This window comes from Roseovarius atlanticus (assembly GCF_001441615.1).
Classification (GTDB): domain Bacteria; phylum Pseudomonadota; class Alphaproteobacteria; order Rhodobacterales; family Rhodobacteraceae; genus Roseovarius; species Roseovarius atlanticus.
This window is the reverse complement of the sequence record NZ_LAXJ01000001.1, coordinates 13,005-26,081: the sequence shown is the minus strand read 5'-3', so window position 1 is coordinate 26,081 and position 13,077 is coordinate 13,005. Positions and strand designations below refer to the sequence as shown.

Below are 13,077 nucleotides of genomic sequence, written 5' to 3'. Positions count from 1 at the left end.
TCAGGGCTACGGCCTCAGCCCGGCAACGCGGCTTCGGGGGGCATCGCGCTACGCACTTTCGCCTCCAAGGCGCGGGCCAGGGCCTTGCGGTCGGGATAGTCGCTGACGCTGATCGGTTCGTGATAGATCACGCGCACCCCGCCCTGGGGAAACCGCGACAGAACCTGCAACATGTGCGGTCCAAGATCCATGTCGCCCCACCAGCCGTAAAAGCGCGGCTCCTCCACCCCGTCGGGCGCGACGTAGACGACCGTGACGGGCTGAATCCGCAGACCCGCTTCCAAATCGGTGAACGCGGCAAAGAGGCTCGACTTGAACGGCAGCACGCGCATCCCGTCGGTCGAGGTGCCTTCGGGGAAGAACAAAAGCTTTCGCCCGGCATCAAGCTCGGCCTTCAATTGATTGCGCTGTGCATCGGCCTGCCGGGGGTCGCGGCTGATGAAGACTGTGCCGACGAGCCGCGCGAGAAAACCGATGCCGGGCCAACCGGCCACCTCGGCCTTGGACACGAAGGTGATCGCCTGCCCTGCCCCCAGGGCAAAGATATCCATCCACGAGGCATGATTGGCCACCACTGCGCCATGGCTCTGCATGGGTCGTCCTTCGCGCCGATAGCGCAGTCCGATCACGTGCAGCCCGGCCCAGATGGCCCAGCGTTGCAAGCGCGCGGTCCACGGGCGGTGCCGGTCAAAGAAGAAAGGTTCTGCAAGGCGCAGGACCAGCACTGCGATGACACCTGGCACGATGATTGCCAACAAGAGCGCCACGCGCAGCACCAGTATCAGCCAACCTGTCCCCTTGACGTGGGCCAGTTTCGCAGGACGCTGAGACTCCCACGTGCTGCTCACAGGTCGGCCCCCTTGGCATAAATTGTCTTTTGACGCGCGTTCAGTTGCGCGGTGTCCATCACGAGGCAGACATCGGTCGTGTTGAACGTATGGTCAATAAAGGCCCCATCCCCGACGAACCCGCCAAGCCGCAGGTAGGCCTTGATCAGGGCGGGCACCTGCAACATGGCCGCGCGCCGGTCGATCTGGTGTTCAGGCACAAGGTCGAGCGGTTGGTAATGGGCGGGCACGGTGCGGACACGCAGAGGTTCTGGTGCCAGGTGGCGGTGGTGAAGCAGCGACATGGGCTGCGCCAGGGCATCGGTATCGGTTCCGTGAAAGCTGGCGACGCCGAACAGGATCTCGATGCCGTGTTCGGCCACATAGCGCGCCAGACCGTTCCACAGGTGATACATGGCGGCGCCACCGCGATAGCCCTCGGCAAGGCACGACCGGCCCAGCTCCATGATGCGCCGGCCCGAGGATTTGAGGACGGAAAGATCGTACTCGTCCTCGGAATAGAACTGACCGGCCTCGGCGGCCTGATCGTCGCGCAAGACCCGGTAGACACCGACAATCTCGCCGCCGCGGGACTCGTCGGCCAGAAGCAGGTGGTCGAAATAGGGATCGAACCGGTCACGTTCCAGCCGCGCATCGTGGTCGACGAGCGGGCCGTCACCGCCCAGTTCCGCGACGAAGACCTCGTAGCGCAGGCGTTGTGCCGCGTGCAGGTCTTCTTCGGTCCGGGCAAGTCTTGCGGTGAACTGCACGTCGCGCGAATACATCAAAGGGTCCGTTCAGGTTGGCTGCGCGGGTTTTAAAGCCTTTCTGTCCCGTGCTGCAACCTCTTGCAGTCCTGTGGCGCGTCTTTGCCCGCAGCCAAAACGAGACTTGCGAGCGAACCTGCGCGTGTTAACGTTTTGGTAACGTTGCTTATGGTTCAGTCACCGGTATCAATTCAACGCGGGAGCCGTCGATCACCACTTTTCCGACATCCTGAAAATTCACCGTGATCTTACCACCGATGTTGGACTGGACCTGCCCTGTGCCCCAGTCGGGCTGATCGGGGTGGACCACGAGCATACCGGGCTCGAGAATGCTGTTCATGTCGGACATCGGCGGGCTCCACGGGAAAGGAAACGATTTGGCAAACGATACCAACGCCATCGCGGCTTTGATAGGTTCTCGTATCTGTCATGACCTGATCAGCCCGATCGGCGCGGTCAGCAACGGGATCGAATTGCTGGAATTGTCGGACAGTGCAGGCTCGCCAGAATTGTCGCTGGTCGCGGACAGTGTGGCCCATGCCAATGCCCGGATTCGTTTCTTTCGCCTGGCCTTCGGCGTGGCCAGCAAGGAGCAGGAAACCGGCGCCGAGGAGGTCAACGCGATCCTCAGAGACCTACATGCCGACGACCGGACCGAGATTGAACCATTTCCCGCCGGACACTACCCCCGAACCGAGGTGCGCGCGGTCATGCTGGCGCTGCTGTGTGCGGAACAGGCGGTGCCGTATGGTGGTAGTATCACCATGGCTCGCTTCGATGACGGCTGGATTGTTCGCGCCACTGGCAAGCGGATGAATGCGGACCCCACGCTTTGGGACATGCTGAACGGCACGCCGGGCAGCGCCCTGCCGGCGCCGGCGCACGTGCAATTCGTGATCCTGCCCGCCGCGGCGTGGGACGCGCGGCTGGATTGTTCGGCGGTTTTGTCGGACGCCGCGGCGGAAGTCAGGCTCAGGCGCGGATAGCGCCGTCGCCGTCCACCAGGTATTTGAAACTGGTCAACTGCCGGGCACCCACGGGGCCGCGGGCGTGCATCTTGCCGGTGGCGATCCCGATCTCGGCGCCCATGCCGAACTCTCCGCCATCGGCAAACTGGGTCGAAGCGTTGCGCATCAGGATCGCGCTGTCCAGCTCGGCAAAGAAACGCTCCGCGGTGGCGTCATCCTCTGTGATGATGCAGTCGGTGTGCTGTGATCCGTGTTGCCGGATATGCTCGATGGCGTCCGACACGTCGTTCACCTGTTTCGCGGCCATGACCATCGCCAGGAACTCGAATCCCCAGTCGCCCTCTGCGGCAGGAACCGTTCCCGGCACCGCTTGCAGGGCCGTGTCGGCACGGACCTCGACTCCCTTTTCCACCAAGGCGCGGATCACGCCCTGCCCGATCGTGTCGGTGGCGTCCTTGTGAATCAGCAGGCATTCCGCCGCGCCACAGATGCCGGTGCGGCGGGTCTTGGCATTCATCACGACGCGCAGCGCCTTTTCCGGGTCCGCGTGCTTGTCGATGTAGATATGCACGATGCCTTCAAGATGCGCGAAGACGGGCACCCTCGCCTCGCGCTGGACAAGGCCCACAAGCCCCTTGCCGCCGCGCGGTACGATCACGTCGATCGTGGCGGTCATGGTCAGCATTTCCTGCACCGCCGCGCGGTCGCGGGTCGGGACAAGCTGGATCGCATCCTCGGGCAGCCCGGCCTCGGCCAGGCCCGCGGCAAGGCAGCGATGGATGGCACCGGAGGAATGAAAGCTTTCCGAGCCGCCGCGCAGGATCACCGCGTTGCCGGATTTCAGGCAAAGCGCGCCCGCATCCGCCGTGACGTTGGGACGGCTTTCATAGATCACCCCGATCACGCCGAGCGGTGTGCGTACCCGGCGAATGTGCAGGCCGTTCGGGCGGTCCCATTCGTCGATCACCTCGCCTACAGGGTCGTCCTGGGCCGCAATGGCGCGCAGTCCGTCACACATACCACGGATCCGATCCTCGTCCAGCATCAGGCGGTCCATCATCGCATCCGACAGCCCCTTTTCGCGACCGAATTCAAGGTCCTTGGCGTTCGCATCGAGGATTTCGGCGCGTCTCTCCCACACTGCGTCGGCCGCCGCGGTCAATGCGCGGGTCTTGGCCTCGGGCGCGGCGGTTGCAAGCACGGTGGCTGCGGACTTGGCGCGCTGGCCGATCTCGGCCATCAGGGCGGGAATGTTTTCGAGATCTTTCATGGGGCACCTGTGCGTTCAGCCGAACCTAGCAGTCGTTCGGTCATATGGCCATATCGTCGCGATGGATCAACGGACCGCGCGCGGGATAACCCAGCACGTCCTCGATCTGATTGGAACGCAGGCGCTTGATCCGTGCCGCATCCGAGGCGTCGTAGCGGGTGAGCCCCTGGCCCAGGATGCCTCCTGTCTCATCGGCAACCTCGACCGCGTCGCCGCGCTCGAACCGGCCCGACACCTGCGCCACGCCGGCCACCAACAGGCTGGAACCCGCCCGCAGCGCCTTGACCGCGCCCGCATCGACGACGATCCGGCCCTTGGGTTTCATCGCGGCAATCCACTGCTTGCGTTTCTGTTGCGGGTCGCCCTGAGCGGTGAACCAGGTGGCCGGGGCGCCCTCTTCCAAAGCACGGACCGGGTGCAGCACCGACCCTTCGGTAATCGCCATGTCGCAGCCGGCGGCGGTGGCCGTGCGCGCGGCCAGCAGCTTGGTCTTCATGCCGCCTTTCGACAGGCCCGAGCCTGCGGCGCCCGCCATGGCCTCGATTTCGGGGGTAATCTCCGAGATAACGTCGAAGCGTTTGGCGGTCGGGTCGGTCTGGGGATTGGCTGAATAAAAGCCGTCCACGTCGCTGAGCAGGATAAGCTGATCAGCACCGGCGGTCACAGCGATCTGTGCGGCCAGCCTGTCATTGTCGCCATAGCGGATCTCGTCGGTGGCGACAGTGTCGTTCTCGTTCACGATGGGGATCGCGCCCAGTGACAGAAGCTGCTCCATGGTCGCGCGGGAATTCAGATAGCGGCGGCGATCGGTGCTGTCTTCCAGCGTGACGAGAACTTGTGCGGCGATGATGTCATGCGTCGCCAGCACTTCGGTGTAAGCCGTGGCAAGCTGGATCTGGCCCACGGCGGCGGCGGCTTGCGATTGTTCCAGGGACAAGTCGGCGGAGGGCAGTTTCAGCACGCCACGCCCCAGCGCGATGGAACCCGAGGACACAAGGATGACATCCGTGCCGCGTGCGCGCAGACGCGCCACGTCCTCGGCCAGCGCCACCAGCCAGTCGCGGCGCAACAGGCCGGTCTTGCGGTCGACCAGAAGCGCCGATCCGATCTTGATCACAAGGCGCCTGGCGTCGGTTACGGCTGCCACGGTGCGTCCTCGTCCGCGTCGGGTCGCTGGCGCAGGCGCCCTTCGTCGATATGCGCGCGCAGGGCGCGCAGCACTTCGGTCACACCTTCGCGCGACACGCCGGACATCAGCAGGACGGGCGTGCCCGCCACCGCCTCAAGCTCTTCGCGCAAGAATATGCGCTCTTCCTCGTCCAGCGTGTCGATCTTGTTCAGCACGGTCACGCGGGGCTTGTCCGACAGCCCGACGCCGTAGGCGTCAAGCTCACGAATGATCGTCTGATAATCCTCGATCAAGGTGCCCGATGAGCCATCCACGAGGTGTAGAAGCACCGCGCACCGCTCGATATGGCCCAGAAACAGATCGCCCAGGCCCCGCCCCTCGGAGGCGCCGTCGATCAGGCCGGGAATGTCGGCCACGACGAACTCGGTATTGTCAACGCCAACGACGCCGAGGTTGGGATGCAGCGTGGTGAATGGATAGTCGGCGACCTTGGGCCGCGCATTCGACGTGGCGGCAAGAAAGGTCGACTTGCCCGCGTTCGGCAGCCCGACAAGCCCCACGTCGGCAATCAGCTTCAGCCGTAGCCAGATCGTGCGCTCGACGCCCTCCTGCCCCGGGTTCGAGCGGCGCGGGGCCTGGTTGGTCGAGGTCTTGAAGCGCAGGTTGCCCCATCCGCCGTTGCCGCCCTTGGCTAGGCACACGCGTTCGCCCACTTCGGTCAGGTCGGCGATCACCGTTTCCTGGTCCTCGTCCAGGATCTCGGTTCCCACGGGCACGCGCAGCACGATGTCGTCGCCATCCGCGCCGGTGCGCTGCTTGCCCATGCCGGGCGTGCCATTTTCAGCAAAGAAATGCTGCTGGTAGCGAAAGTCGATCAGCGTGTTCAGCCCATCCACCGCCTCGGCCCAGACCGAACCGCCACCCCCGCCATCGCCGCCGTCCGGGCCTCCGTACTCAATATACTTCTCGCGCCGGAAGCTGATGCATCCGTTTCCGCCGCTGCCAGAGCGAATGTAAACCTTGGCGAGATCGAGGAACTTCATAGGGACGCCTTATTGTTCAGGCCTTGCGATAGTGCGAAACGGCGTGCGGCTCAAGCCTTGGGTCGTTCCAACACGTAGTTGATGATCGGAAAGATGCCGCCGCGCGCGGCGCTTGGCCCCTCGCAGGGCCCGACCACGCGGAAGCCGAGCTTTTCCAACACCCGGCCCGAGGCGGGATTGTCGGAGAAGACGCAGGCCGACAGTTTCGGCCAGTCATGACGTTCAAACGCGAGGTCCACGGCCGCGCGACCGATTTCAGTGGCAAATCCCTTGCCCCAGTGGGTCGGCGCCAGCATGTAGCCCATGCCGCCCTTGCCGACTCCCATAAGGCCGATGACTTCATCATCGACTGTGACGACACCGGCGTGACCTTCGTACTCGGGGTTGGGCAAACAGCGTTTGGTCGTGAAGTCAAGGTCAGGCGGCCACGGCCACGTCTCGGTCTGGCGCACGACATCGAAGTCCGAGGCAATGGCGTGCAGGGCAGCGACATCCGCCTCGGTCCCCTCCCGCCACACCAGGCGTTCGGTTCGAGCCAAGATGCCATCAGCCATTGTCCGACGCCCGGCTGTACGTCCACGTCGGCACGTTGGCCTTGCGCGCGACAGAAAAGCTCTCGGCGTCGCCGAGATAGCGAAAGCCGCTGTTCGTCAGCACCCGGGCCGAGGCGGCGTTGTCCTGAAAGACGCTGGCAAAGACCGTCCGCGCGTTCTGCGGGTTGGCCGACAGGATCGCTTTGACCGCCGCCGAGGCGATGCCGCTGTTCCAGTAGGCAGGTGCGACCCAATAGCCGATCTCGGACTGGTCGCGGTCCATCCGTTCCAGCCCGATCAGGCCCATGACCTCGCCGCCACCGATGCGCGTGCCGTCCATGACCCAGACATCCTCGGGATGCTCTGGGTCCATGACGCGCGAAATAAAGGCCTCGGCCGTGCCCGGCGGAAGCGGATGCGGAATGGACGTGGTGAACCGGGCCACCCGCTCGTCGCCGGCATAGAGCGAAATCAGGCCCGCGTCGGACTCGCGGATGGGGCGCAGGTCGAACCGTTCGGTTTCCAGAAGGGTGTCGGTGGTGATTGTCTCAAGCTTCATGTGCTGTCTCCTCCGAAAAGCACGAACAGGACGGATGCAACGGTCAGCGCGGCCAGGGCGCGCATCAGGTGCGGCTCGGCCGGCGTTCCCGCCACGGTGCGCGCGATCCGGTCTCCTCCAAGTGTCCAGATCGGGTGCAGCAACAATTGCAGGCTTAAAAGACAGATGGATATGGTCAGCGTGGCCTGCAAGGCGGGCGTGCCCGCATCGACGAAATTGGTAAAGCCGGCGACAATCATCGCCCAGGCCTTGGGGTTGAGCGGGTGCACGATCAGTCCGGCCAGAAAACCGGGTGCGGTCGCCTGCGCGTCAGCCGGACCGAGGCGCAGATGGGCGACCTTCCACGCGAGCCAGCAGATATAGGCCGCAGACACCCATTTCAGAATGTCGAACACGTAAGGCGCGCGGTCGGCCAGTTCCATCAGGCCGAACCCCACGGGCCAGATCACAAACTGCTTTCCAATCACCACCCCGGCAACAAAGGGCAGCGCCGCGCGAAAGCCAAAGCGCGCGCCTGTCGCCAGAAGCGCCATGTTGGCGGGCCCGGGCGTGCCGACTTGCGACGCGCCAAAGACGAGGAAGGATGTGACGGCCACGCTCATGACGTGCCTCCGAAATGAAAAAAGGGGACCGGCGCTGTGCCGATCCCCCTGAATATCATGCCTTGAAGGTTCGGCTTACTCGGCGGCCTCCGCCACCGGGAGAACCGAAATAAAGGTACGGCCCTTGAGGCCCTTGCGGAACTGAACAGAGCCTTCGACGGTCGCAAAGAGGGTGTGATCCTTACCCTGCCCCACGCCGTCACCCGGCCAGAACTTGTTGCCGCGCTGACGCACCAGGATATTGCCCGGAATCACGGCCTCGCCGCCGTATTTCTTGACGCCAAGACGACGACCGATCGAGTCGCGACCGTTTCTGGATGAACCGCCTGCTTTCTTGTGTGCCATCTCGTCTCTCCTTAGCCTTTGGCCAGTTCTTTGGCCTGTTCGACCCAGCCTTCACGCTCGATGCGGCCTTTGAAGGACAGTTTCTCGTCCATCTCGGCGATGTCATCGGCGGTCCATGCCGCGATCTGGGCAAACGTGGTCACGCCTGCCTCGTGCAGTTTCTTTTCAAGCGCCGGGCCAACGCCGGACAGCTCCTTCAAATCGTCGCCACCTTCGGCCTTCGCGGCTTTCTTCGGGGCGGCCTTCTTTTCCTCGGCCTTCTTCTCGGCTTTGGGTTCGGCTTTCTTGGCGACGCTCTTTTCCTTGGCTTCGTCGTTTTTCACGCGCTTGGCCATCTCGGCTTGCTCGGCCTTGTTGTCGGCGTAACGGGTCTTGCCCATGCCGGCGGCCAGTGCGCTTGCGCCAACGGCGGCCTTCACGCCCGACTTGTCGGCGCCCTTCTCGAGGATCTCGGTCACGCGCAGAAGCGTCAGTTGCTGACGGTGGCCGCGGGTCCGCTGCGAGCCGTGCTTACGGCGACGCTTGACGAAGTTGATGACCTTGTCACCCTTGATCTGGTCCACCACCTCGGCCTGCACGGCCGCGCCGTCGACCAGCGGAGCACCGATGACCGGCGAGTCGCCGCCCAGCATCAGGATCTCGTTGAACTGAACTTTTTCACCGGCGTCGGCAGCAAGTTTTTCCACCCGGAGCATATCGCCCGACTGAACCTTGTACTGTTTGCCACCGGTCTTCAGAACCGCAAACATGTGTCTTTCCTTTTCTCATCCGCGTTCTGTGGCCCCGGGATCAACCGGCGTTTGGTGCCTCGAACGGCGCGCCCTTCGGGCGTCAAAAAAACAAATCCCGCACGAGTCGCCCCGTCGGGATGGCCGCTTATCCTCGGGGTGCCCTTCAAAGTCAAGCCTTGCGCCCTGCAAAAGCCGGGATTTTTCAATCAGCCCTCACGGTTTCGCCCCGCTTGGTCCGATCAAAGCTCTTCGCTGCGCATCTGTTCCGCCACGGCCTGGCCCAGCAGGTACGAAATCTCGTCGTACATCCGGTCATAGGCGTTGAAGACGGCGGTATTGAGGACCCGCCCCTCGGGTGTGCGGTATAGCTCGGCATAGGCTTCGAGTTCGTCCGCGTCCAGCGGGCGATAAGCCATCATCAGAAATGAGCCGAGCCAGGCCTCGGATTCCGCGCGAATGTCCGGTTCCTGCGCCCAGACATCCGCCAGCATGTCGGACTCGCCCAGGTCGATCGCGCCGCCATCGGCCAGCCCGCGATAGAACATGAGGTTGGCGTTCATCGCGCCCATGACGTTGTATTCTACAAGATCGCTGTCGGCGATGATCGTCTCCACCTGCTGGTAAAGCTCGGTTTCGTCTCCGCGCGCCATCTCGAACGCGTCCATCGCCGCCATTTCGGTTTCCTCGTCAAGAAAGGCTTCACGGGCCGATATCTCCAGTTCGACGATCTCTGCCCCAAGCTCGCTTTCGAAAAAATCGACCAGCGGGCCCACTGCCTCTCCTTCGAGGGCAGTTTCAAATCCTTGCGTGATCACCGCTTCCATCTTCTCGGCATCATAGATGCGCGAGACGGTCCGCTCCCAGTCGTCGTTCGGTATATCGGGCAGCATTTCCGCGCCGATCTCTGCGCCATAGCGCAGGCCTTCCTTGCGCATAACCTCGACGGTGTCGCCGATCCGCATCAACTCGATCAGCCGCTCGCGGTCGCTGTCCTGCGCGGCGGCGGCACCCGATATCAGAAGCGCGGCCGAGAGTGCGCCGACAGACGCAAGGGTTTTTACAGTTTGCATCTCAGTTCAAAGCTCCTGCCCGGGGTGCATTTCGGCCATACGCGAGGCCAGTTCCTCGAAACGATTGGCCATGATTTCAAATTGGACCGCGTTCATCAGCTGATAGACCGTCTGCATGTCCGGATGTTCGAGCGCCGCGAGATATTCTTTCAGTTCCTCGTCGGTGAAGTCTTGGTACGTATAGGCGGCATTGGCCAGCGCGCCGGCCTTCATGCTCATACGCATTTCGTCTTCGCCCGCCTTCATCGCCGCGCGCAAGGCACCTTCGTCCAGCTGGCGGTCCAGAATCCCGGCATTGGACGCGGCCATCAGAAAGCGCACCTGAATTTCCTGCACGGCACGCACCGAGTTGCCGTCGGAATCCACGGCCTCGTTGAGGGCTTGCAGGGTTTCGATACGTTCATCCCCCTGCTCGACGCCCTCGGCCACCAGCGCGCGGCCTTCCTGCTGCTTGGCCTCGTCGTCCTCGACCATGTGCGAGGCGTTCTCGGCTTCCACAAGACGTTGGCCCAGCGGCGAAGCGTAGAACTCGGCGGCATGGGTGAGGTGCTCGTCGCTCAGCGTTTCGGACAGGATATCGAGCGCCATCGTCTGCATCTTGTCGGTGTCAAAGACATCTTCCGACACGCGAGACCAGTCCGAACCGAAATCGCTGGTCTGCATTCCCAGCATTGCGGGCGCATCCCCGGCGGCAAGCGCGATACTGTCAAGCGCCACGCCAAAGCCGGTCACTTCAAGAAACGCGTCCAGCCGGTCTCGATCGGCGGCACGGAGCTGAAACGCGTCCATGAGCGCGATTGCAAAAATGGCCATGAAAACAAGGGGGCGGATTGGGCGCGTCTGGGTCACGATACCTCCTGACGTGGCGATGTTTTCCTCAACGTAGGCAAAATCCGTGGCGAAACAAGGCAAACCCCTTGTCAGCCCCTTCAAAGGCGATTAAACGCACCCTCCAGACCCCCGCGGAGAGGTGCCGGAGTGGTCGAACGGGGCGGTCTCGAAAACCGTTGACCCTTCACGGGGTCCCAGGGTTCGAATCCCTGTCTCTCCGCCACTTGTTCCCGCGAAGGCGCGTTTCCGACCCCGGCAGCGCATTGACGTTCTGTCCGTTCAAACCGAAGCTTGGCCACTGCACGGCGTTACTATGTTATCAAGATATGCCTGCCATCGACAGGCAAATTCCTGCGCCAAGCGGGACGGTGGGCGTTGATGCGGCGTGATGAGCGCATAGCCGAACGGCACCTCAGGCTCAAAACGAACGAATTTGATTGTGCCTTCATTGCCGTTTTGGCGGCGGTACGTCTCGGCACTGAGCGGGTCGATGATCGCGCAGATCTGCCCGGCTTCGACAAAATGTAGAAGTGGCAGAAAATACTGCGCGTCAACGCACAGGTTGAATGCCGCGCCGACGGCATCGAATGCGGCCTGTGTGTCTGCAACAGTCGCGTGTCCGGGTTGGAGCGCTCCCATGGGGTGCCCATCCAGATCGGACGCCGTGATGACATCGTTCTCGGCCAGCGGATGTGCCTCCGGCACCGCGCACAGGCATTTGCATGTGGTCGTCACCGATTGAAACAGCTCATCGGAAAGCGATTTCGACATGGTCTCTCTGGCACCAAGGTCGCAAAAGCCGATGTCAAAGCTTTGCGCCGCGATCAGGTTCAATATCTGCGGTGAACTGCGGGTCGCGAGAGTGACCCTGATGTCGGGCGCGGACCCTGAAAATTTACTTACGAAGGCCGGCAAAAGATATGCCGAGGGCCCCGGCATCGCCACGATGCGCAGCGTGCCACGAACGCGGTCTCGCATACCTTCGAGATTGGCGCGTGTCGCGGAAAGCTTGTTCAGGATATCGGTGGCCTCGGACAGCAGGTACCGCGCTTCGGGCACGGGAATAAGCCGACGCCCCTCGCGGTGGAAAAGTTCCATACCAAGACTCTCTTCAAGAGCCTTGAGCGCCGCGCTGACCGCCGGTTGCGTTCTGTGCAGGTTTCTGGCCGCGGCGCTCATCGAACCGGTGTTCATGATCTCGCGAAAGACCGCCAGTTGCTGGAAATTCATGCGCTTTCCGCCCATAAAGAAAATTTTGATCAATTAACATATTTCAAATTTGAATTTATTCACAGGTTCGTTTTTCATCAACGTGTCATTCTCACAAACCAGTGGGCAGGCGTCTTGTCTGACCCTCGACAAAACAGGGAGCTATCTGATGACATTTTTGGCTAGATTGACCGGCGTTACGCTGGCCACGGTCATGTCGGCCGGCTTGGCCGCGGCGCAGGATCCGACGTTTTTCCGGATCGGCACCGGCAGCGCCGGCGGCACATATTTTCCCATCGGCGGGACCATCGCCAACGGGATCTCTTCACCGCCGGGATCGCGGCCCTGCGACGAAGGCGGTCAATGCGGCGTGCCCGGGCTGATCGCCATCGCCCAGTCGACGACCGCATCCGTGTTCAACAATACCGCCGTTCAGAACGGTGAGCTTGAGGCCGGCATGGCGGCGGCGGACGTGACCCGGTCGATGTATCTGGGCGAAGGCACGTTCGACGGCAAACCGCACGAGAAGCTGCGCATCGTTGCGAACCTCTTTCCCGAGGATCTGCACCTGGTCCTGCCCGAAGGCCAGTCGATCGAGTCGCTTGCCGATCTGGAAGGCAAACGCGTAGGAATTGCCCAGGCCGGATCGGGCACGCAGGTCGCTGTTCTTCAGATGCTGGAGGCGTGGGGCATCACCCGAGACAACATCGACGAGGCCGAGCTGAACAACAGCCAGTCGGCGGAACGGCTGGCGGACGGACAGCTTGACGCCTATTTCTACGCTGCGGGCTGGCCGGTGTCCGCGATGGTGCAGCTGGCCACGACCAAGGGCATGGAGCTGCACAGCTTCAGCGATGAAGATCTGGCGAAGATCAACGAGATCATTCCCGCCTACATTCCGTCCAAGATCCCGGCCGATGTGTACGAAGGCATCGACTACGAGGTGAAGACGCCGGCGGTGTCTGCGCTGCTGGTGGTTTCGTCCGACCTCAGCGAAGAGCTGGTCTATGGCATCACCAAGGCGCTGTGGAACGACAACACGCGCAACCTGCTGGACAACGGCCATGCCAAGGGCAAGCAGATCACGCCGGACACCGCGCTGGACGGGATCAGCGCGCTTGGTGTGCCGCTGCATCCGGGTGCCGAGAAGTTCTACAAGGAAGCGGGTCTGCTGGAGTAACCGACGGGCACCT

At 62.8% G+C, this 13,077-nt stretch carries 16 protein-coding genes and 1 tRNA gene; 3 read left to right on the top strand and 14 right to left on the bottom strand.

Annotation, left to right across the window (positions count from 1 at the left end; all coding sequences use genetic code 11):
- Nucleotides 1–14: 14 nt before the first annotated feature.
- From XM53_RS00130 to XM53_RS00120, 3 genes are all read right to left on the bottom strand, one after another.
- A complete protein-coding gene (locus XM53_RS00130; RefSeq protein ID WP_057789152.1) occupies nt 15–848 on the bottom strand; it encodes a lysophospholipid acyltransferase family protein in 834 nt (277 codons plus the stop codon).
- Nucleotides 845–1,612 carry a GNAT family N-acetyltransferase gene (locus XM53_RS00125; protein WP_057789151.1) on the bottom strand — a complete coding sequence of 256 codons (768 nt, stop codon included), beginning with the start codon at nt 1,610–1,612 and terminating at the stop codon, nt 845–847. Before XM53_RS00125 ends, XM53_RS00130 begins: the two co-directional genes overlap by 4 nt.
- Nucleotides 1,613–1,760: 148 nt before the next feature.
- Complete coding sequence (locus tag XM53_RS00120) at nt 1,761–1,943, bottom strand: DUF3553 domain-containing protein (RefSeq protein ID WP_057789150.1); 183 nt, start codon at nt 1,941–1,943, stop codon at nt 1,761–1,763.
- Between the two features lie 28 nt (nt 1,944–1,971).
- On the opposite strand from XM53_RS00120, the gene XM53_RS00115 reads away from it, so the two are divergent.
- Complete coding sequence (locus XM53_RS00115; RefSeq protein WP_057789149.1) at nt 1,972–2,580, top strand: histidine phosphotransferase family protein; 609 nt, start codon at nt 1,972–1,974, stop codon at nt 2,578–2,580.
- Here the strand turns inward: XM53_RS00115 and XM53_RS00110 are convergent.
- The 10 genes from XM53_RS00110 to XM53_RS00065 all read right to left on the bottom strand — a co-directional run bounded on the left by XM53_RS00110 (nt 2,567) and on the right by XM53_RS00065 (nt 10,693).
- Nucleotides 2,567–3,832: a glutamate-5-semialdehyde dehydrogenase gene (locus tag XM53_RS00110; RefSeq protein ID WP_057789148.1), complete on the bottom strand. Its 1,266-nt coding sequence runs from the start codon at nt 3,830–3,832 to the stop codon at nt 2,567–2,569. The two genes, XM53_RS00115 and XM53_RS00110, sit on opposite strands and share 14 nt — an antisense overlap.
- Nucleotides 3,833–3,872: 40 nt before the next feature.
- On the bottom strand, nt 3,873–4,979 hold the full coding sequence (proB, locus tag XM53_RS00105) for a glutamate 5-kinase (protein WP_057789147.1): 1,107 nt from the start codon (nt 4,977–4,979) through the stop codon (nt 3,873–3,875).
- Entirely contained in the window at nt 4,967–6,004 is a 1,038-nt protein-coding gene (gene obgE, locus XM53_RS00100) for a GTPase ObgE (protein WP_057789146.1), read from the bottom strand. The genes proB and obgE overlap by 13 nt, the downstream gene beginning before the upstream one ends.
- A 50-nt stretch (nt 6,005–6,054) precedes the next feature.
- Nucleotides 6,055–6,558, bottom strand: coding sequence for a GNAT family N-acetyltransferase (locus XM53_RS00095; RefSeq protein WP_057789145.1), 504 nt, complete (start codon nt 6,556–6,558; stop codon nt 6,055–6,057).
- The gene (locus XM53_RS00090) at nt 6,551–7,096 is read right to left on the bottom strand and encodes a GNAT family N-acetyltransferase (protein ID WP_057789144.1); all 546 of its coding nucleotides are present in this window, start codon (nt 7,094–7,096) and stop codon (nt 6,551–6,553) included. Before XM53_RS00090 ends, XM53_RS00095 begins: the two co-directional genes overlap by 8 nt.
- Nucleotides 7,093–7,698: a LysE family translocator gene (locus tag XM53_RS00085; RefSeq protein WP_057789143.1), complete on the bottom strand. Its 606-nt coding sequence runs from the start codon at nt 7,696–7,698 to the stop codon at nt 7,093–7,095. The genes XM53_RS00090 and XM53_RS00085 overlap by 4 nt, the downstream gene beginning before the upstream one ends.
- A gap of 75 nt (nt 7,699–7,773) precedes the next feature.
- A complete protein-coding gene (gene rpmA, locus XM53_RS00080; protein WP_057789142.1) occupies nt 7,774–8,043 on the bottom strand; it encodes a 50S ribosomal protein L27 in 270 nt (89 codons plus the stop codon).
- 11 nt (nt 8,044–8,054) lie between these two features.
- Entirely contained in the window at nt 8,055–8,792 is a 738-nt protein-coding gene (locus XM53_RS00075; protein ID WP_057789141.1) for a 50S ribosomal protein L21, read from the bottom strand.
- Nucleotides 8,793–9,013: 221 nt separating this feature from the next.
- Entirely contained in the window at nt 9,014–9,844 is an 831-nt protein-coding gene (locus tag XM53_RS00070; protein ID WP_057789140.1) for a DUF2059 domain-containing protein, read from the bottom strand.
- A gap of 6 nt (nt 9,845–9,850) precedes the next feature.
- Entirely contained in the window at nt 9,851–10,693 is an 843-nt protein-coding gene (locus tag XM53_RS00065) for a DUF2059 domain-containing protein (protein ID WP_236544386.1), read from the bottom strand.
- A 115-nt stretch (nt 10,694–10,808) separates the two neighbouring features.
- Between XM53_RS00065 and XM53_RS00060 the strand changes: the two genes are divergently transcribed.
- Nucleotides 10,809–10,898: transfer RNA gene (locus XM53_RS00060), tRNA-Ser, on the top strand.
- Between the two features lie 56 nt (nt 10,899–10,954).
- On the opposite strand, the gene XM53_RS00055 is transcribed toward XM53_RS00060, so the two are convergent.
- Nucleotides 10,955–11,938, bottom strand: coding sequence for a LysR family transcriptional regulator (locus tag XM53_RS00055; protein ID WP_236544385.1), 984 nt, complete (start codon nt 11,936–11,938; stop codon nt 10,955–10,957).
- A gap of 115 nt (nt 11,939–12,053) precedes the next feature.
- On the opposite strand from XM53_RS00055, the gene XM53_RS00050 reads away from it, so the two are divergent.
- Entirely contained in the window at nt 12,054–13,064 is a 1,011-nt protein-coding gene (locus tag XM53_RS00050; RefSeq protein ID WP_057789139.1) for a TAXI family TRAP transporter solute-binding subunit, read from the top strand.
- Nucleotides 13,065–13,077: the final 13 nt, after the last annotated feature.

Bases quoted from the DNA above. Each gene is read 5' to 3' on its own strand.
- XM53_RS00125 (WP_057789151.1), bottom strand. From the start codon at position 1,612: ATGTATTCGCGCGACGTGCAGTTCACCGCAAGACTTGCCCGGACCGAA.
- XM53_RS00120 (WP_057789150.1), bottom strand. From the start codon at position 1,943: ATGTCCGACATGAACAGCATTCTCGAGCCCGGTATGCTCGTGGTCCAC.
- XM53_RS00110 (WP_057789148.1), bottom strand. From the start codon at position 3,832: ATGAAAGATCTCGAAAACATTCCCGCCCTGATGGCCGAGATCGGCCAG.
- obgE (WP_057789146.1), bottom strand. From the start codon at position 6,004: ATGAAGTTCCTCGATCTCGCCAAGGTTTACATTCGCTCTGGCAGCGGC.
- XM53_RS00095 (WP_057789145.1), bottom strand. From the start codon at position 6,558: ATGGCTGATGGCATCTTGGCTCGAACCGAACGCCTGGTGTGGCGGGAG.
- XM53_RS00090 (WP_057789144.1), bottom strand. From the start codon at position 7,096: ATGAAGCTTGAGACAATCACCACCGACACCCTTCTGGAAACCGAACGG.
- XM53_RS00085 (WP_057789143.1), bottom strand. From the start codon at position 7,698: ATGAGCGTGGCCGTCACATCCTTCCTCGTCTTTGGCGCGTCGCAAGTC.
- rpmA (WP_057789142.1), bottom strand. From the start codon at position 8,043: ATGGCACACAAGAAAGCAGGCGGTTCATCCAGAAACGGTCGCGACTCG.
- XM53_RS00075 (WP_057789141.1), bottom strand. From the start codon at position 8,792: ATGTTTGCGGTTCTGAAGACCGGTGGCAAACAGTACAAGGTTCAGTCG.
- XM53_RS00070 (WP_057789140.1), bottom strand. From the start codon at position 9,844: ATGCAAACTGTAAAAACCCTTGCGTCTGTCGGCGCACTCTCGGCCGCG.
- XM53_RS00050 (WP_057789139.1), top strand. From the start codon at position 12,054: ATGACATTTTTGGCTAGATTGACCGGCGTTACGCTGGCCACGGTCATG.